This window comes from Paenibacillus sp. NRS-1760 (assembly GCF_050467785.1).
In the GTDB taxonomy this organism is placed as follows: domain Bacteria; phylum Bacillota; class Bacilli; order Paenibacillales; family Paenibacillaceae; genus Pristimantibacillus.
This window is the reverse complement of sequence record NZ_JBITPK010000010.1, coordinates 263,959-282,832: the sequence shown is the minus strand read 5'-3', so window position 1 is coordinate 282,832 and position 18,874 is coordinate 263,959. Positions and strand designations below refer to the sequence as shown.

The window sequence follows — 18,874 nt, the reverse complement described above, 5'->3', positions numbered from 1 at the left end:
TTTTAAACCAGCTTTCGATGATAGATTAAGCGGTCTTCCCCTTCGTAGTAATAATCTGGACATCTACCAACCAGTGTAAAGCCGCTGCTCTCAAACAATTGACGAATGCGGTTGTACTCTGGCAGATCGCAAGTATAGGTTACTAGATATCTGGCGTTTACTTCTCCCAAAAAGTCATACATCTGCTCCATCAGCATCGCCGCAACGCCTACTTTGCGATAATCATGATGAACAACCATGTAGTCCCAGTTGAAACCTCCGGTTTTTTGCTCATTTTCGGCGATGCAATTTATGCCTATGACATTTCCATCCTCATCCTCGGCATACCAGAAATAAATTTCATTATTTACCGCGCGAAATGGAAGCTCTCGGAAATGCGTCAGCTCGCCTGGCGTGTATCGAGTATCATCAAATGAAAAGCCTGATAATAAAAATGCGACGACTTTTTCCGCCTCATCTACCGTGGAGATGCGACTGATCCGAAACTGTCCAACAAGCATTCGACCTTCCTCCTAACTTCAATTTTTAAACGGCGAGTGTGCCATTCCAGCCCTCAGTCGATCCCTTCTGGTAATACTCATCACAAAGATAAAAATATAACTTTGCCGCTTTGTCGAAACGATTAATTTTGATCACTTCTATAAAGGTTTCTCTCGCATCGAAGAAACGCCCCTCTTGGCAAAGCATAATCCCCTTCTCAAACAGCGGCTTTGTACGATCCTTTAAAGCACGCTCTGTATCTGAATCTCCCTCATATACGTCAATAAGCTCAATCGGATCATCCTTGCCGTCAATTCGTACACGACCAAGCAGACGGAAGCGGAAGCGTTCCGGTGAACGCAGCTGCTCATAGAACGTACGAGTGACAAGTATTGATGCACCCATCGTATCGGACATCCGCTCTAATGTTGCTGTAATATTCACATCATCGGAGATAACATTGCCCTCCATCCGCTGCTCTTCACCCACGATCCCAAGCATAAGCGGCCCTTTATGAATGGCCATGCCTAGATCAACCGGAGCAAAGCCGGAAGCCTTCAAGCTTTCATTATAGGAAACGAGCTCTCTGCGTATCGCAACAGCCGCGCGCAGCGCATCTTCATTTCGTGAAGGGAACAGAGCCATAAAACCTGCGCCCAAATATTTGCTTATTAGTCCTTCCTCTGTCCGAACGAATGGACTAAACCGTTTTAGAAAGGTGTTCATAAAATCAAAATTTTGCTTTGGAGTCAGCTGCTTCGATAAATGATGGAATGAGCGAATATTCGCGACCATTACCGTCATATTTTGCTGAACCTGATCTCCAAGGTGAATATCGGTAATTCCCTTTTTGCCTAAATATTTAAAAATCTGCTGCGGTACAAAACGATGCGAAGCTTCGCTGAACGAAGTAATGTCCTTTATGTACGTTCGAATATGAAGCGCCATGCGATTGAACTGCTCTCCCAAATCGCCGACCTCATCCTGTGATCGTATGTTCACCTTCACATCCCAGTTGCCATTTGCCATCTCCATTACGCTTTTGCGAAGCTTGCGCAGCGACGAGAGCAGATAATACGTTACAGCGAGTACGAGAACGATTAATACTAAGCTTATAAGCCCAATGTTTCGCATGATGCTTTTGTAAATAGTTTGGTTGGATTGATACAATACATTCAAATCCCGGCCTGTTTCATAAACGCCTACAATTTTGTTAGTAGAATCATAGATAGGTCCAATTGCATATAGCCATTTGCCTGTAGCATCTTCCCATCGATCCGTTACAACCTCGCCCTTCTCAACCACAAGCCGGTTCAGCTCGTTCTTAGGAAAAGGCTTGTACATATTGACGCCGTCATCATCATCCATAATGATGAAGATTTCACCATTTTCATATCTGTACAATGTGCTGTAGAGGCCTTTGCGATTTGCAGGATCCTCGCTTTCGAACAAGAAGTTCATTTTGCTCCGAATCGATTCATAATCCTTGCTCATATAATCGTTTGGCGAAGTCAATCGATTCAGTTGGTCGCCGTTAATCATATTTTGACCATTGCGCGCAAGCAAAGACAGCTGCTTCTGCATCTCATCCTCCATTTTGCTGGAGAAACTATCATATATAAAATTGGATAACATAATCATCGCTATTATCAATATCGGTACAATTGCAAAAACTTGTTTGAAAAACAATGAGATTCTGCGATTAAGCACATGTACATAGAACAGTCTGATTATCATAACTAAAATAACGAGCAATACGGCAGCTGCCAGCCACGTAATCCAGCCCTGTACCACCGAACCGCGATCATAAGTTAGCTTCGTAAGGACACTCGTAAGGCTGCCAGCCTCATCCATGCTGACGATGCTGTCACCTAAAGCAAGCTCCATCTGACCCGCTGTATTCATTGTCAAATCCATAATATCAAGGCTTTCAGCATGCGGTGCTTTTGTCTTTAACGATGCCTCATCTATGACCGTTCTTAAATTACTGGAATCCTTCGCATTCATACTCGTAACTGCATTTACTAGGCGATCAATAAAATATAATTTTCCATTCTCGTGCAGAAGCAGTCCTTCAGGGAAGTTTTTGCGAGTGCGATCCATGCCTTCCAACGGATAGGACAGCTCGCTTTCGCCTCCTGCATTCACTCTGAAAATAGCGCCGCGCTTCGTAGAGTAATAGATTTGATCCGGCGCATAACCTACGATTTCTGATAAGTAACGATCTGCAGGCAATTTAAATGTTAGCAGCTCCTCTGCCTTGCCGCCCGCAGCAGATAACCGATTTAATTGTACGTTCGTCTCTTCGTTTATGTAGAAATAAATATCTTCCTTTACAACTTGAAGACCTTTGATCAGCCCTACCCGTTTGTTGGTACCGCTTCCCTCGAACGTAAACAGGACCGTTCCTTTTGTATCGCCTATCGCGTAGCGAACAATTCTTTCTTCGCGTACATAAAGCCCATATCCGTCCAAAATCGTATCAAGAACATAGATTGTGCCGTCAGCCGCCACCGCTATATCTGTAAAATCATGTCTTATGGTAGCATCATCCTGCCGAATGACCTCTTCAATAGATCCTTTGCTGCCGATTCGTATAATCTCTTGACGTGAATCTCCGATAACGATCATGCTTCCATCCGGCCCTGCCGATGCCTTGGATAAATAAGTGAGGGGTTTCTCTGTTTTATACGGAGGGGTTTGAAAGTGATTTATGTTTGGATAAAGCCAGAAGCCGAGGCAAATTGCTATTATACTCAGAAGAGTCATACCCATAGTGGACCTTCGCATGTGCACCATCGCTTTCATTTTTCAAAATATTTCTATTTCCATATTACTACATGTTTAGTCATTTAGCATCAGCATTGTTGTAAGTATTCATCGAATGTTAGCTATTTTAGTAGGTTTATGTTGATGGCTTTTAGGGCTTATAGTACTATTAAAATAGTAGAATATAGCAAAAAAACAGGAGAGGCATTAAGTAAGGCCTACTCTCAGGAAGGAATTATATGGGACAACTTATATGCGGAGGAGCTACCATGCAATGCTCTTTTGGAGCAGCTCCCGGCACGTTTAATGTGTTGCCTGCCAATCGCGTTTTGACGGCTATGCCGATCGCGAACATTATGGATAATAAACCGATGGTTAATATATTGCCCTTTGGAGTATGTAATTCGCTGGCCAATCCGATGGTCGCAGCCGCAACTGCTGCTGCCTTAGGCGTACTTACCCCTCAGCCCTGTATTCCCGTTACAGCCGCTCCATGGGTGCCCGGCTCGCCAACCGTGTTAGTTGCGAACATGCCCGCTTTAAATAATTCGTCGAAATGCATGTGCAACTGGGGGGGCGTCATTCAGTTCGTGAATCCGGGACAGATGACGATACAGGTGCCATGATATGATAGCGCAAATTCTAAATCCCATAATCAAGCCCATTAAGCGAAAAATTATTGCGCCTCTTAAACGGGCGAAAACGCTGCCAAAGCGTATGCTTGCTGTGCTCCGCAAATGGCTGGTTACTGCTATTTTTGGCCCGCTTCGATCGCTCAACAATTATTTGCGCATCGGGAGCTACTACATAGCGAAGAAGCTTATCGCACTTGTTCTCGTCATTACTCTGATCATCGTTTATTTTGGATTTGTAAGCCCGCCAGCCTTCATTAACAAATGGTTCGGACGAACGCCTCAGCTGGAAGCAGCTGCTGCTGCGAATGGCAACTTCACAGGAGCTGCATCCGTCCTTGACGCGGAAGGTAATCTGCTGTTTAAAGGAGAACTGGTCGATGGTCAATACAGCGGTCCAGGGAAGCTATATTATCCAAACGGCAAGCTTCGTTACCAAGGAGATTTCGCTAAAGGAATGATGGCGGGCTCAGGCGAGTTGTTTAATGAAGAGGGAGAGCTTCTCTACCGCGGACAATTTGCTGACGATCAATATGCGGGTGCTGGAACTTTATTTTATCCAGGGGGAAAACCTCAATATGTTGGCGAGTTTGCAGCCGGAGCGTACGATGGAGCTGGTACAGCATATGATGCTGGCGGCGGGATCATCTATGCTGGCGCCTTTCTGAAGGGTTCATACAGCGGCGATGGAAAACTTTACAATGAATCAGGCAAGCTGATCTATGAAGGCCAATTTAATACTGGGGTTTATGAGGGTACAGGCAAGCAGTTTGACAATAATGGCGTTTTATTATTCGAAGGCAACTTCCTTGCTGGCAAGCTGTCAGGCCCGGGAAAACAATATTACCCATCAGGCTTCGTAAAATACGACGGCGCCTTTCTTCTCGGCAGCTATCATGGTGTTGGCATCTTATTCAATGAGACAGGCTCCGTTGTTTATACAGGGTCATTCGCCAGCGGACAGCAGAATGGCAGCGGACAAATGTTTAATGCCTCAGGCGGTGTTGTCTATGACGGCAAATTCGTCAATAACAAATATGAAGGCATAGGAGCACTGTACGATATGGACGGCGCGCCTCTTTACAAAGGTTTTTTCAGAGACGGCAGCTTGTACGCTGAAGGCTTCATGAATCTGTCGCTCATAAAGCTGCAAGAAACGTTGGGTGTTCCTGATGCTCCTGTAACTGTTCCTGAGGAAAAGCTTACTGAAGAAATTTTTGTAGACGAGCCTACAGAACCTATAACGACCGACGAAGCTGATGCTTCAGCAGATTCTTCATCACCTGAACCGAAAGCGACAGACCAAGCAGCGATAGCACCTTCGGCGACGCCGGAGGGCAGCAGTAATTCAGCCGCAATGCCAACAGCAACACCGCAAAGCATTCAGACAAAGACAATGGCTGCTGGCGGCTCCACTGCTCTACCTGCTGCACTTGGCAGCACCAAGGAAACGGCGGCGAACACAGAGAAGGATACAACGAAAAGCGAAGACCCTATATTTGTTGATCCCGACCTAGCACTCGATCCAATACTGCCGCAAACGCTGACGTTCAGCGCAATGCAAATGTCCTTTGTACTGGAAGTCGATGAAGACAATCCAGAAGCTTTTTTTGTAAGTCAACTGACGACATGGAATCCAGTTGTCATGGAACAAACGTACAGCAGATTATTAGCCGCCAAAACGGTATCCACCAAGGAAAAGCTCGACAATGGCCGAGTACGGGTTCTGTTCAAGTCAGGCAGTACGCTTCTCACTTTTTTATTAAATAAAGATAAGCCTGTACGACTTGAAATGTCCTATATCATTCCTGAGGAATAACAATAAATGTGAACTGCCCCCGTCAAGTAACAGTACAAATAATAAAAATCGTTAAACGGCCTTAGTCCTAAACTCCATTGGACTGAGGCTGTTTTGTTTTGCCTGTAATCGTTCGTAATTGTAAAAGTGAATGTAGGCTTCAATGTCCTGTTCAAGCTCATCAAAAGTTCGGTATGTTTGCAAATAATATTTTTCGCACTTCAGGGTTCCCCAGAAGGATTCTGGGACTGTTGAAGGCAGCGGCTATAGGGCCAAGTTCGCCACTTTCGATTTCTTCGATAATGGTTAGTTTCTCTATTGGATTTAGACATAAAAATGCTCCACTCATAGCAATAGGTTTTTTTATTACTTCACCTGTCTACTATTTGGGGAGCATATTATAACGGACATACATTCCGCTATTTACTGATTTTAAGCCCATTTCGAATTCTAACGGACATCAGATGCGTTATTTATCCAAATTGAAGGATAACCATTGCTCTTAAAGCCAAATAAGAGACTGTATGTCCGTTAGCTCCTTAAAGATGGAGATTTCGAGCAAATAACGGATCTGATGTCCGTTAGCTCTATATAAATGGAATCTCCACGCTAATATCGGTTCCGATGTCCGTTAGCTCCACTTTCCCAAGTTGAAGACTGTCATTTTCGTCCATTTCCCACCAGCCGTTCTTTATGGCTATCATTCTCTCACTTGGAATATTGCTGAATAAAAGATAAAATCGGCTCTGGCTGCTCCAAGCTATGCGGGTGATGACCGACTCCCGGCTTCACAATGACTTTAATGGCCCCGCCAAGCTCACGGTAACGTTTCTCGAATGGCAGCGTGTTCTCTTCTATAGGCAGCGGAATATCAGCATCACCTGCAACGATCAAAACGGGAATACCGCCTGCTGCCAGCTCTTCTACTCTGTCCAGAGGAGAGCAGCCCTTAAGTGACGATTCCGTTTCTTCCGTCTCACCGTAAACAGCCAGACACTCCTCCCACTCAGCCGCTCCACCTGCAGCTGCGCCTTTCCCGCCTGGCCAGCTGCGCATATCGAGTACAGGGGCATCTAAGTACAGCAGCTTCACTTGGTCTGGGTACTTGGCTGCATAATTAAACGCATATAGCCCGCCGCGGCTGAACCCAAAAAGCACCGTTTTTGGAGCGAGCTCATAAGCTCCTGTCACGTAGGTTTGGAACGTTCGCATCCGTTCTACCGCACCCGGGCATCCATACATGTCGCTTAGTCGATAATAAGCAATTGCCCAGCCCTGCTCGAGCAAAGCCATATCGGGGTAGGAGAACGCGTCAAAAAACTCAGCGCGCCATATCCATGGCCTGCCTTGCGCAAATGTTTTAGGAAAAACGATTAGTCCTTCTCTTCCCTTCAGCATAAAATCGATACGCTCATAGCCCTTCCAGCTTGAAGTACGGCTATTATTTTTGTTCTCTGGATGATCAGCCAAGGAGAGAATAAGATTTTTAAGCGCTTCGCCCTCCTTCAATGCCAGCTCCAGCGGCAGCGCTTCCGCTTTATTCGGGTTCGTATGTCCGACATGCTCCTTCCATGCCGAGCTGAGCAATCGATGGCGCTGCTCTACAGCCGAGAACAGCGATGAAGAGTCTGGTTGGAGCACATATTCGGGCATTTGCTCCAGTGATATATTAAACAACACACGAAGCAGAGCAGCGGCGATCAGCCAGTGCCCCTCAGCATTCGGATGAATGCCGTCCCCCGTTACATAATTGTTATTCTCCTTACGCTTATGCTCCCACTCGAGCAGCATGGGATCATGGATAGAAACGAGCGCATCTGCGACATCGTCCAAAGTCAGCACCCAGTCTGCGTATCGCTTCAATACATCCTCATAGTCAGCAAAAGGTTGAGAATAGCTGTATGCTGGTTGCCCAGAAGGAAGCAAGCTGCCGCCGGTAAACGATGCGGCATCAAATGGAGGCGGCGTCATAAGAATTATTTTGGCTCCCATGGCCTTAATCTGAGTAACAGCCCGTAATAACCCCTGTTGATACGCTTCGAATCGATCAGAAGAATAAGGATAATAGATGCCGTCATTCATTCCATAACATACAACGACCCAGTCCGGTTTGCTTTCCGCTAGAGCCTTGGCAAGCCGATCATGCACGCAGGGACGAGGAAAAGGATGCTCCGGTTCGCTTAAGCCAGATGCTGTCTCGCTGCTTACGCCAAGGTTAATGAGTGTCATTTGATTGGCTGGCATATGCTGCAGGAAATAAGCATCCATGTAAGCAATAAACGTACCCTCATCCGTAATGCTGTCTCCTAGAAAAACGATCTTTTTCTTATCTGGAATAGCAGAATCCTTCCCAAATAACGGCTTCATCAAATTGTCCTCCCTCTGTTATTTCGCACGGAATATTGATGCATCGCACCCGGCAGTCCTCTAAACGCCAAGCAGCCATCGCTAATTAGCGTCCACAGCCGATATTCAGTGAAACGAAAGTCGATTAGCTGAAAATAGTGGTCCTGTAATTCTCCAATAACAGCTCCTGCCTTTACAAATCCATCCTCGCTTTCGATTGCAAGCTTATCAATAATAGTTATAAGCCTCCTATCAAGCTCCTCTTCAGCAGCATGCTTAATCTTGCCATCTTCCCATAAACGCAGTGTACACTCTTCCTGAGACAGCTCCAACCACTCTGCTTCATAGCGTCGTCTCTCACTATCTACTATTTTCTCTGCTTGCTCATATCCGTTTACGATATTTAAGTAAACATCCCTCTCTAGCAGCCCTTGCGCATAGTGAGGCAGGTTAGTCTGCATGCTTGCCGCGTTAAGCCGAAAAAGCTCAGAAACATTCATCATATGTACGCTATTGGTACGATTCTTTAGCAAATGCATGATGAAACGCAGTCCTACCTGATCGTGCGCGTTATCGGCACACCAGATGATGATAGATTTATGCTCAGCTATGGCTGTTATTTTCTCGATCATTCTCTGAATCTGATGCTCACGATTCATGTGGTGATTAAACATAAAACCAGACAGCTTCTCCATTTGCCAAAATTCTCGAGACCGCTGTCCTTCCACACGATCAATATTCTTAATTGGACCTACTGAAAAGCAATCATTAAACGACAATACCTCATTGTCTGCATGTTTTCCTAAATTGCTTAGGGCTACTTTCAAAGACCCTGCATCCGACATGCTGCATACGAGATGAACCATGCTTTTGCGCTGCTCAGCTTCAACTCGCAAGGAATGTGAGTGCTGCACGCTTTTTTCATATATTTGTACAATGGAGTCAGCCAGAGCCATCTGCTCCCCATTTCCTTGTTCAGTAAACGGTACAGTCAGCTTTAGAAGGTCGTTTAGAAGGCTTCTAGCCTCACCCTCGCTCAGCTCCCTTAAACGCTCATAAAGGTCTTTCAAATAAAAGCCTCCTTCTTGTACACCTATACTAGTTTACGCCATATATAAAAAAGCTGCTCAGCAAGATCATCGTTCTTATCGACCTTCTGAACAGCTTATAATGGCTTACTCCTGCTGCGATGCAGCCGCTTCTGCAAACCCTTGATCTATCTCATCATTTACTTGATCAGCCGCTTTCGCCGCACCTAAACTTTTGAATGCCCACCAGCGAACGGCGATTACAGACGCAGCCGACTCGGTTTCACCTTGAAGCTTCATTCCGATACGGAATGTGCCCTTCTCTGGATAAACAATTGTTCCAAGCGATACATTCGGTATATCAGGCTCAAACTCTGTGCCTTTAAATACGTCGCTTTGTCCATAATATACTTTTTTCATCGTGCTTGCTTGGTCAGCCAAAATCGTCTTATCGATCTCTTCCAAGCCGACTACAACCGATACTTGACCCTCGCCAAGGCCATGCTGAATTTCATCAGACACATAGTTTTTTTTGCCGCGCGAGAAGAAGAAGCCGCCTGTCTTGCCGATAGACTCCAGCGCTACTTCCATTGTACCCGTTGAAATCTCATCATACAAATGCTGAGGCCGCGGAATACCAAGCTTGAAATCAAATTCATTGCGTTCGGGATGATACTGTACATCAAGAGTTGGCTTCTCATCGTATTCCAGATCATGCGTCTCCGCGCTCGCATAAAACTTATGAAGCGATGAGGATTGCGACGTTTGCGTTAAACGCTGCAGCAGCGCGGTGCTCTCGATATATTCATCAAAAGGTACACGATCCACCTTCTCAATCATGTAGGTCGGTCCCATTTGGAGCAAGCTGATTTTGGCTAAGCAGATGCTTTGATCAGCAGAACCCTCTACTGCCTGCTCTAAGCTGCGTTCATGCCAATCCTTCAATATACGATTCGCTACAGGCTCGTCCAGCACCTCAATGATGTGCTTCGCATTCGTATCCAGTGGAATAGCCGAGTCGCCAATGGTTAACTTCGCAGCATGATTAGGTACAGTAAGCTGTGCTTTGATGCCAGCAGTCTGCGGCGCTTTCAAATGAAAACTAACCGAGTACTCCGTTTCCTGCGCATCGCCCGGCTCAACAAACATAACGGTATTCCCATCATGGCCAACAGAGGTGAAGCCCATTGCTTCATAATCATATTGGAAAGCAATTCGCGGCGTTTGCAGTGTCTTCTCAACCACCAGCTTGACCTCAACAACCTCGCCAACATTCACATACTTTGGCATACGCTGCGTAATCCGTACGTTCGCATCTTCATAAATCGTAGCTACATTTTCAAGCAATCTAACGAATTCAAATGAGGACGGTGCAGGCGCTTCTTCATTAATGAATAAACGATAGGATTCAAGCACACGGTTGTATTCGCTCACTTCATCGTTGCGAATTGCTGAATTGCCTACCGAGTGAACGGGCTCCTTGCCTTTCTCATCATAAGCGACGCACAAGTATACGTTTTTCTTATATTCATTGTTTGTAAAGCCCTCGATCATCGACAGCTTTAACGTTACAGGTGAAGGAATAACCAGTTCTCGTCCGATATAATCGATTGCTACGCCCATTTCGACCGAAATTGTTTTGTCATCTACCGCTACAACCTGCATGCCGGACAACACGCCGCTGCCATAGAGCAGACGGTTCAACAGCCTTCTTTTATCATTAAAATATTTTTGCTCCGACTCGAAATCGCGTACCGTCAACAGCTTCCCGTAAAAATAACGATTTCTCTCAAATGGATACAGCCTCGATTTTTTCACTTGTACCGCTCCTTCGCGTAATTATACTATTCCAGCTCTGAATCCATTTCTAAACGGGTATGGATATCCATGCGCTTCTCCATGCCAACGTCAACGATCAGCGTGTCATTTGGCATCGAACGATCAGGGTTCAGCTTGAGCAGTGAAGGCTCAGTCAGCACCGTATTTATGCCTAAGTACGTATGTAAATCCAAATACATCCAAGGCTGCAGCAGCACCAGCTTCGCTTCCGTATAGGCCGGCTTTTGCTCATCCAGCAGCTGTTCGATAACGACTCGCTGCTTCTCTGTTGGCGCTTGTTCCGGCCGCAGCAGCACGGTAAACGTATACGGATCACCGCTATAAAGCTGATCTGTCAGATGCCGCAGCTCTCCGTTGTCGCGCATCGCCTTTGTTTGAAAATATTCCACGATGAGCGGTGCAATACCCGTATAAATCTCGATCGTTTTCATTAAGCCTTGACGCGTGCCACGGTAACGATAAAGCTCCGGTGCGGCCTGAATGAACGCCTGCACCTGCTCATCCGTCCAATAATCATCCGTTTCCAGGCCAACCCAAGTCGCCAGCCAGCGTAAATGCTCGCCCGTTGCCCGTTCAGGATCGATGTATTCCGATAAATCCTCAATTTCTTCCTCAATCTCGGAAAACAACGTGCCGAATAATGATAAATAACGCTCAAGAAAATCACGGCTTGCCGGGTCCTCTTGATAGACAGCAGGCAAATAATTTAAATAAGTGTCTCTCGGAAAATAAATTCGCAGGGACTCCAATAGCGGCGTATACCGCTCCGAAGCGATCCATTCGATTTTTAGCCACAAGTAACGTCCTTTTGCTCCAAAAAACAATGCATCACTCGGATTAATAACCGGCACTGACCAAAATTCGGCTAGTGCATTCAGCTTTTCGCGGTAGGGAATCGTCGCATCAGCTAGCCAATCGTCTACTTTTCGATAGCTTCCGGCGATAATGCAGCTATCGTCATTTTGACTGAAATAGGATATATGAATCTGTGTGCCATCTGGAATAAAGGAGTTAAGCGCCATCTTGTGCCAGACGGTTTCGGCTTCTGCGCTATCGAACGCCCGTGAAAGCCAGACCCCTTCAGGAACACCCGTTTCCTCCATCAACAGCGTCTGCGGCTGTAAGTTCAAGATCGTAATCGTTCCGTCTTCGCTGTTCAAAATGTACATGCGATCCTTCTCATCAATCAACAGCTGATCCGCTTTGCCACGGAAACCTGTAATGCGTCCAACTGTCTCGCCAGCAGCATTCAACTGGACGATAAAGCGGTCATCCTCGCTCACTTGATCCATTTGCCTCGTGTCGCCAATATAAATCATGCCGCTGCTGTCAGCACAAAGTCCTGCATAAGGAAGAGCAGGGAGTTCACGTTTCGCACTCAATGTTCCAGTAGGCCCGAATGAAAATAGCTTTGCGTATAACGTATCAAATATATAAAGCTCACCCGATGCCGCGACGGTCATGAAGTAAGTTCGGTTCAAATGCCTTAGCTTCGCTCGTACATGCTGTGTAAACTTTGGATCACTCCATACACTGACAAGTGCGCCGCCTAACGTAAACTGGATGATCCCGAGCTTAGCGCCTTCTGCTATTGACGGCTCATCGCCTCCCGTATCGAGTTCAAGCGGTGTCAGCACGTACACATACCGGTTATCCGCTGCTATCTCAAGCGGATGCAGCAAAACTCCATCTGCTTCATTGCCTCCGCGCGACCAAAGCGTTTGTCCATTGCCGGTATGGTAAGCAGCGACTGTCCTCTCACCCGTGCGATCGGCGGCAATTAAAAGCTCGCCGGAGGCAGCAAGTCTAGCATGGGAGCTGAACAGACCATGCCCTTGTGTAAACAAGCGCTTATGATCAGCATTACGGCGGTCGTAAATCCACAGATCCGCGCGCTCATCCAGCAAAAACATATGCTCATGCTGGGAAACAGCCAGCTCTTGAATGGCAGCTGTACCTGCGAGGTCACTCAGCTGAATCGTTCCCGCTATTCCGTATTTGTTATCGCGGCAAACGCCGAAGCCTGCTAAATGAAAATCAAGATTATACCCGGTGCCGCGCAGCCAATCCTGCTCGCGGTTAATCGAGAAAAACTGGTCTTTTCCGTTCATGCTGTACCTCCTTTGCAGCCGATTGCCACGATGCTATAGATGGGTGCGACTAATGAGTTCAATTTCATGCTGCCCCGAGTAAACAAGTCCCTGCGGCGGAAGAATGATGTCTCCTCCTGCACTTTTCCTAACATGCGCACCTTCCGCATCAATCCACAAATCCTGTACGTATACTACGCCGCTCGCCTTGCTTAGCGCATTATAAATGTCTCCCTTATAGACAGACCGGCCAAATTTCCAGCCTTTGGTTTCATGCTCACCATCAAGCGGTCTTAGCAGCTTTTTCAATTGCTCTACTAAACGTTGTCCTTCATCTACGAATTGAGGCTCGACAACAACAACGGCATTGACGGTTACTTTAATATAAATGGGGGGAATGACATGTACTTCTGTCGTTATTAATCTTCTTGTATCCAAATGACGTTTTACAGTTTGCAGAAAACCGGCGCTTGGCGTTGGTGTATCGCTTAAACCGTATGGTACGACTACAACAGAAACTTGACCATTTGCCTTCTCTCGCGGATAATCATCAAGTCCCGGCTTATAGAGAGGAATTGCATGCACTCTAGCTACGGCAGCGCCTGGTGTTGCTAAAGCCAAAGTTTCGTAATCCTCATTGGTGACGGCACGGAATGTATGCTTCAGTTCTGACTGCGCCCGCTGCAGCGTTACCTGCAGCGTTTCCGCTTCCGAGCCTCCAGCTGCAAAACTTGGATTATTCACTTCGATTTGCAATGCTTTATGTGCTTCGTTCACCCACTCAGATATGAGATAAGGCTTAACGTTGCCACGATCACCACCGCCTAATTCGCAACCGGTAAGAACGATATTGGTGTCCATACTGACTGGCGGAATAGCTCCTTTTTCGCCATTGCCGAAGTAAATGAGTCTTTTGACGGGATCATAAATATAATGACGATCGCCTGGCTTAGAGCGGTCAAACTCATCTACACGCTTCCAATCCTGCCATTTGAAATGGCCATTCGGCTCTTGTTCACCTACCTGCAGCTTTAGTGCCTCGCGTTTCTTGCAGGATAGATTGTACAGCTCAAAGCTTTGGCTCGGCAGCCCATTGCTTCGTCCAATAAATCGGTAAAGGTCAAACCTAGGTTCACTAGCAATGATACGAACCGTTTGTCCAGGCGGCGGAACAGCTCCGGTAGAGCCGTCGCTAAACTGTACCGTTACATGGTCCATCGAAGCATGTCTTATAACGGTATAAAACGCAGGCGGGCGATCAGAGTGAGGCAGCTCCTCAAAGGAAGCAATTTCCTGCCAGTATCGCCATGCGCCATCTGCAGCTCGCACTTGAACTCGTATTTGTCCAAAAACAGCTAAGTAGGTAGCAATATGTATTTCTTCATGGGGCTCTCCCGATACCGTAAAATCAATCACTTCGCTTAATGTATCCTTCTGCTCAGCTTTGATCGTATGCAGCATTAGCTGACGAATGCGAGGCGGCATTTCATAACCAGACTCCTCAACTGTTGCACATATCCAATATCGCGGCTGCTCGCTTGCAGGATGCACAGTTACCGTACGCATCGGCGCCCTTAGGCAAAATGATATTTTACCGCTAAGCGTCAAATGTAGCGTCTCATCCTCTATCACTTCAACGGGCATCCACCCTGCTGTCCCTGCTGCTTCATCCCAGCAATAAGCTTTCCACGAGAGCCTTGCAGATGGAGAGATGGCTTCGCGATTGATTACCAGATGCTGCAGCTCGTCATTGCCAACGCCTTTATCCGCTTCCAAAAGATTGATGTTTATCGTGACCTGTTCCTGCGCGCTCAGCTCCCGATCGAAGGAAAGATAAAGCTTCGAGGCTGTCCTTGCATCCTTCCCGAACGCATAAAAGGCAACATTGGCATGATCATTTGTAGCTGTGACGTCATTGGCTTCCCGTTCCGTTCGCGTAACGATTCTATCCAGCGCAAGCGGCACAAGGGAAATGGAGGCTTCCGTCTCAAACATCTGATCCTCAGCCATCAGCTTCGTCCCGCGAGGCAGCGTCACTGGAGCTTTAATATTTGAGAACTGTACAGTAGCTCTCGCCGAACTTGCGTCTGCAGGCTGAATACCAAGCAGATCAAGAAATCTGCGCCTATTCTTGTCCGGGACACGGCCAATGAAATAACGCTGCATCTCTGTCAGCCAAGCGAATAACTCAATAAACGTAATGCCCGGGTCATGCGCATTCTCATCCGTCCATTCCGGAACCCGCTTCGGGATGAGCCTTCTTGCTTGTTGAACGATTTCCGCATACGTGCGGTCGTCTAGCGGCAGCCTCGGCAGCATTTGATCTCTCCTTCCTTTTCTTTTTTTGATCGCACTACCCTCATTCGGAACTCTTATTTCGGTCCAGGGAAGGCCGTTATGCTATGGCTGCCATTAACGACAATGCCATGAATAACCTCATTCATCCGGCCGGGATCCCATTCGGTACGATTTCCATTTTCTATTTTGACAATATGTAAATAAAGACGTTCGATATATAAAAGCGAGTGGACAGCATGCAAAAGGGAGTGAAGCACAGATACATGCAGCGTTTCTCCAATATTCCAGCCGTTGCCGTCAACATTTCCAGTTACCGAATGTAAGAACGCATTCAGCTTGGCTGCACAAGCCATCTCTAGCGGAAGCAGATCATCAACGGACTGGGATGCCACCGTTGCATGCACGGACACTTCCAAATAAGCCGGCTCGATGACCCGTATGGCACCGCCCAAGGAAACCAGACTGGATGCTGTCTGCATGAGCTCACGCTCCACTGCTTTGCGCAGCTCTGGAAACTGAGCAGCGCTTTCCAAGCCGCCCGCTGGGAAAGCAACCACAACCATGGAACCAGATGCGCGCTCCAGCCTTGCATTTCGATTGCTTAAGCATTTCACCTTTGCAATCTGCGGATATGCCTCTCTAGCAATCCATTCTACGTCGCTTGCGGTAACTGCCCGTCCGCGGTGCTTAAGCCGCTGCGGTCCCCTTACGAGCACTTGCTCTACCCGTTCCGCATCACCGCCGCCAATTGAAGGAGCCGGATTGCTGATGCTGCTGACGAATGCAAATGGAAGCACCATTCCCGTTATTTGCCCGGCATCGACATGCCCGTTTGCGCCCGCGGTAGTTATAAAGCGAACGCGCACCGTTTCCGCCGTCTCAGAGGAAGGAAGCTTCCCGCGTATGCCATCTCCGAATTGCAGCATTCCGCCTGCGTGGTCCGGTGAATAATGACGGTCAATTGGGCCAGACTCTGCAAGCGAAACGACCGGCTGCCATCTCACCCAGAAGCGTTGGTCATTACCGTCACCGTCTCTTTGCAACATATAATATTCAGGCTCGGAGTCAGACCATTTCACACGATCCATTGGCGTGAAATGTGCGAGCTCATCTACCCACACCTCTTCTTCAATGAATGCCGTAGGCGCTAGCTGTACAAAGCCGTCCGCAGGAATTGAAAGCTCCTTCTCCTGACTAACCTGCTGCCTGACCGAAACAGCATTCAGATGCATGCTTGAGGCTACTGGATTGCCCGGAAAGGAATCTCCGAGCGAGCCATCACGATTGACTGCGCGTATCCAATAACGCTCATGCCCGAACAAGCGAGCCGGTGCCATCGTAGATGGGCCTACAAATTGCAGCTCTCCGCTTATCGTAAATGCCTCAGTGTTGTCCACCACCTTCAGCGGCTGCCAAATGTAGCGGCCTGCTTCCAAGCAAAGCGCTTCCCACTCCACCCACGGCGGTTGATTGCTGGCTGTAAACCTGCGTTCCAGCTCAATATGCAGACGAATAGGACCTTTTAACGGCGCAGCATTAAAGGAAGCATACATCGCAGGATGACTTGCTGGAATTTGCTCAAACAGCTTAAAGGACTGACCGCCATGTTGTGCAGAAGGCGTTCGATCACGATTGTCAATATTGCTTCTTGTATAGACATGCTCTGGCATAAATAAGCTTTGCGAGGCATGGGCATAGGACAGAACAGGTTGTGCGAGCCAAGGTGACATATATTCCACGACAGGCGCGATAATAGGATCAGTCTGCAGCACGCGTGCCCGAATCCAATAATCAGACGTACCGTTTACGAACGTTTCCGCCATATCGTCTGGACAGTTGAACGTCAATGTAAAGCTTCGTTCACTCTGCTCCGGCAGCTCGGCAAACAATGTTCCGAATTGCTCGCTGCCGGGCAGCCTGCCCCAATTGCTGCCATCCCAATACTCCCATTGAACACTTCTGATGCATACGCGCGGCGGATCCTTCTCATCAAAATCGGAAGTCCGCATGACCATTTTCCACTTTACTTCGGGATCCTGCGCCATTCTGAGCCTACTCGGTATCGCTCTCGCAGTGAAAGTCAGCTTGATTTTGCTTTGACGCTTGCTAAACGCCTCTTCACACGATAAATAAAAAACGGAATAAGGAACAAAATGTTCTCCAAACGGGTAAAACCCATCCTTCAAGAGCTCCGTGTCATTAAAATATAATGCGCCTGGCTCAATGCCAACATTGTCGCCGGCCGCATCATGCGCCGCACGAAGCCTTATTTTATCCATCTCCAAATGCTTGTTAAGCAGAGGGGAGGCAGCGCCTTGCAGCTGTTTCACGGTACACCTGATCCAGCGGCCAGTTATTCCTTCATGCTCAGTGAGCTCCAGCTTTCCAGCTCGCTGTTTATATAAAACGACCATGCTGCCTGCTGCCGTTGCGGAATCAAATTTTACCCATTCCCCGTTGCATGGATACGTCCATTCCACCCACTCGGATGCGAGCGAGGCTGCAAGCTCCGGTTCAGAGTAACGTTTTTCGGTGTGGTGAACATTTATGTAAAATCGGCTTGGCCGATCTACTAGAAAAATATCGTCATGCCGAATATATAGCGTATGCTCCTGCTCATTTGGCATAGAGCTGGTATCGAATAAGCTGATTGGCTCAGCTAGGCCGCTCTTCAATCGATCTCCATAGTCCAGTGCTGCAGTAGCAATGTGATCCTTTTGTGGATTTACACTAATCCACTCCATCAGCTTCGCTGGTGTAGCGAGCAGCACCTTCTCCGTCTCAAATACGAGCGGCTCGCCGCCGTCAGGATGCGGGGCTGTCAATGCAATGCCTGCCGGCAAATAAACGGGGTCGACCGTTCCTTCACTCAGTTGAAACACAACGGTCGCCCGGGCTGGACGAGGCGGCTGCAGCTTGACCTCGATAAGATCGAGGAAAGCAAGGAAATGATTGAGCGGCGCCTGATTAAGCCGATTAACCGTGTCCTCCAGCATCTCAGCGGTCAAATAGGCTAGTCCCGTCCCCGCATCAGGCTCCTCCTGCGAGAATCGCCACTCCGGCGTATAATGAGGTGCCATCTCCTTTAACTGAGCCATAAAAGAGGATAAGTTATTATGATTGATTTTTGGCGGACGGTTGTCACCGCCATTTCTTCCCCCGTGCTTCATCACGTTGCTCGCTCCCGTTATTTGCTTCCTTCCTCTAAATAGAAAGGAAACACCTGATTAAAAAGATTGTTTGTGGATCTTACCGCATAGGAGACGCTCATTAGCACACGGCCGTTATTTTGCCGATCAGGCTTCACCTCTACCTCTACGTCCTTTACTCTCGGCTCCCAAATTCGAATGGCTTCCTGCACATCACTGGCAATGAGTCTAAGCGATGTCTCATCCGTTGTGCCAAATACAAAATTCCGTAAGCCGCAGCCAAAATCAGGACGCATTAATCGTTCGCCCTTCGACGTTCGAATAATAATTCGGATAGACTCTTCAATGTCATCCTCGCCTTCCGCCATGCGAATACGGCCGGTTGTTGCGTCTACCTGAACGGGAAATTTCCATCCTTTCCCCAAAAACGATGCCGACATCTGCT

12 protein-coding genes are annotated in these 18,874 nt (G+C 47.5%); 2 read left to right on the top strand and 10 right to left on the bottom strand.

All coding sequences use genetic code 11. The features are described 5' to 3' along the window. Positions 1-2 precede the first annotated feature (2 nt). Together ACIFSR_RS12300 and ACIFSR_RS12295 are read right to left on the bottom strand one after the other, a co-directional pair. Complete coding sequence (locus ACIFSR_RS12300) at positions 3-500, bottom strand: GNAT family N-acetyltransferase (RefSeq protein ID WP_430057601.1); 498 nt, start codon at positions 498-500, stop codon at positions 3-5. A gap of 25 nt (positions 501-525) precedes the next feature. Then, positions 526-3,111, bottom strand: coding sequence for an adenylate/guanylate cyclase domain-containing protein (locus ACIFSR_RS12295; protein ID WP_430057600.1), 2,586 nt, complete (start codon positions 3,109-3,111; stop codon positions 526-528). A 377-nt stretch (positions 3,112-3,488) separates the two neighbouring features. Here ACIFSR_RS12295 and ACIFSR_RS12290 point away from each other — a divergent pair, with 377 nt between their 5' ends. Both ACIFSR_RS12290 and ACIFSR_RS12285 read left to right on the top strand, forming a co-directional pair. Continuing rightward, positions 3,489-3,875, top strand: a complete 387-nt coding sequence (locus ACIFSR_RS12290; RefSeq protein ID WP_076267901.1) for a DUF4280 domain-containing protein — start codon at positions 3,489-3,491, stop codon at positions 3,873-3,875. A gap of 1 nt (position 3,876) precedes the next feature. Beyond that, complete coding sequence (locus tag ACIFSR_RS12285) at positions 3,877-5,700, top strand: hypothetical protein (RefSeq protein ID WP_430057599.1); 1,824 nt, start codon at positions 3,877-3,879, stop codon at positions 5,698-5,700. A 51-nt stretch (positions 5,701-5,751) separates the two neighbouring features. Here ACIFSR_RS12285 and ACIFSR_RS12280 read toward each other — a convergent pair whose 3' ends face one another. From ACIFSR_RS12280 to ACIFSR_RS12245, 8 genes are all read right to left on the bottom strand, one after another. Continuing rightward, positions 5,752-5,940 (bottom strand): IS3 family transposase, encoded by a 189-nt coding sequence (locus ACIFSR_RS12280; RefSeq protein WP_430057836.1) that lies wholly within the window; start codon positions 5,938-5,940, stop codon positions 5,752-5,754. Positions 5,941-6,387: 447 nt separating this feature from the next. Further along, positions 6,388-8,046 carry a GDSL-type esterase/lipase family protein gene (locus ACIFSR_RS12275; protein ID WP_430057598.1) on the bottom strand — a complete coding sequence of 553 codons (1,659 nt, stop codon included), beginning with the start codon at positions 8,044-8,046 and terminating at the stop codon, positions 6,388-6,390. Further along, positions 8,046-9,095, bottom strand: a complete 1,050-nt coding sequence (locus ACIFSR_RS12270) for a DUF1835 domain-containing protein (RefSeq protein WP_339207685.1) — start codon at positions 9,093-9,095, stop codon at positions 8,046-8,048. The genes ACIFSR_RS12275 and ACIFSR_RS12270 overlap by 1 nt, the downstream gene beginning before the upstream one ends. A gap of 105 nt (positions 9,096-9,200) precedes the next feature. Further along, a complete protein-coding gene (locus ACIFSR_RS12265; RefSeq protein ID WP_339207684.1) occupies positions 9,201-10,871 on the bottom strand; it encodes a hypothetical protein in 1,671 nt (556 codons plus the stop codon). Positions 10,872-10,897: 26 nt separating this feature from the next. After that, the gene (locus tag ACIFSR_RS12260; protein WP_430057597.1) at positions 10,898-13,003 is read right to left on the bottom strand and encodes a phage tail protein; all 2,106 of its coding nucleotides are present in this window, start codon (positions 13,001-13,003) and stop codon (positions 10,898-10,900) included. A gap of 33 nt (positions 13,004-13,036) precedes the next feature. Beyond that, positions 13,037-15,301, bottom strand: coding sequence for a putative baseplate assembly protein (locus ACIFSR_RS12255; RefSeq protein WP_430057596.1), 2,265 nt, complete (start codon positions 15,299-15,301; stop codon positions 13,037-13,039). A 53-nt stretch (positions 15,302-15,354) separates the two neighbouring features. Continuing rightward, on the bottom strand, positions 15,355-18,450 hold the full coding sequence (locus ACIFSR_RS12250) for a baseplate J/gp47 family protein (protein WP_430057834.1): 3,096 nt from the start codon (positions 18,448-18,450) through the stop codon (positions 15,355-15,357). Positions 18,451-18,467: 17 nt separating this feature from the next. Further along, positions 18,468-18,869, bottom strand: a complete 402-nt coding sequence (locus tag ACIFSR_RS12245; protein ID WP_430057595.1) for a GPW/gp25 family protein — start codon at positions 18,867-18,869, stop codon at positions 18,468-18,470. Positions 18,870-18,874 lie beyond the last annotated feature (5 nt).

Bases quoted from the DNA above. Each gene is read 5' to 3' on its own strand.
- ACIFSR_RS12290 (WP_076267901.1), top strand. From the start codon at position 3,489: ATGGGACAACTTATATGCGGAGGAGCTACCATGCAATGCTCTTTTGGA.
- ACIFSR_RS12300 (WP_430057601.1), bottom strand. From the start codon at position 500: ATGCTTGTTGGACAGTTTCGGATCAGTCGCATCTCCACGGTAGATGAG.
- ACIFSR_RS12255 (WP_430057596.1), bottom strand. From the start codon at position 15,301: ATGCTGCCGAGGCTGCCGCTAGACGACCGCACGTATGCGGAAATCGTT.
- ACIFSR_RS12275 (WP_430057598.1), bottom strand. From the start codon at position 8,046: ATGAAGCCGTTATTTGGGAAGGATTCTGCTATTCCAGATAAGAAAAAG.
- ACIFSR_RS12285 (WP_430057599.1), top strand. From the start codon at position 3,877: ATGATAGCGCAAATTCTAAATCCCATAATCAAGCCCATTAAGCGAAAA.
- ACIFSR_RS12250 (WP_430057834.1), bottom strand. From the start codon at position 18,450: ATGAAGCACGGGGGAAGAAATGGCGGTGACAACCGTCCGCCAAAAATC.
- ACIFSR_RS12260 (WP_430057597.1), bottom strand. From the start codon at position 13,003: ATGAACGGAAAAGACCAGTTTTTCTCGATTAACCGCGAGCAGGATTGG.
- ACIFSR_RS12245 (WP_430057595.1), bottom strand. From the start codon at position 18,869: ATGTCGGCATCGTTTTTGGGGAAAGGATGGAAATTTCCCGTTCAGGTA.
- ACIFSR_RS12295 (WP_430057600.1), bottom strand. From the start codon at position 3,111: ATGATCGTTATCGGAGATTCACGTCAAGAGATTATACGAATCGGCAGC.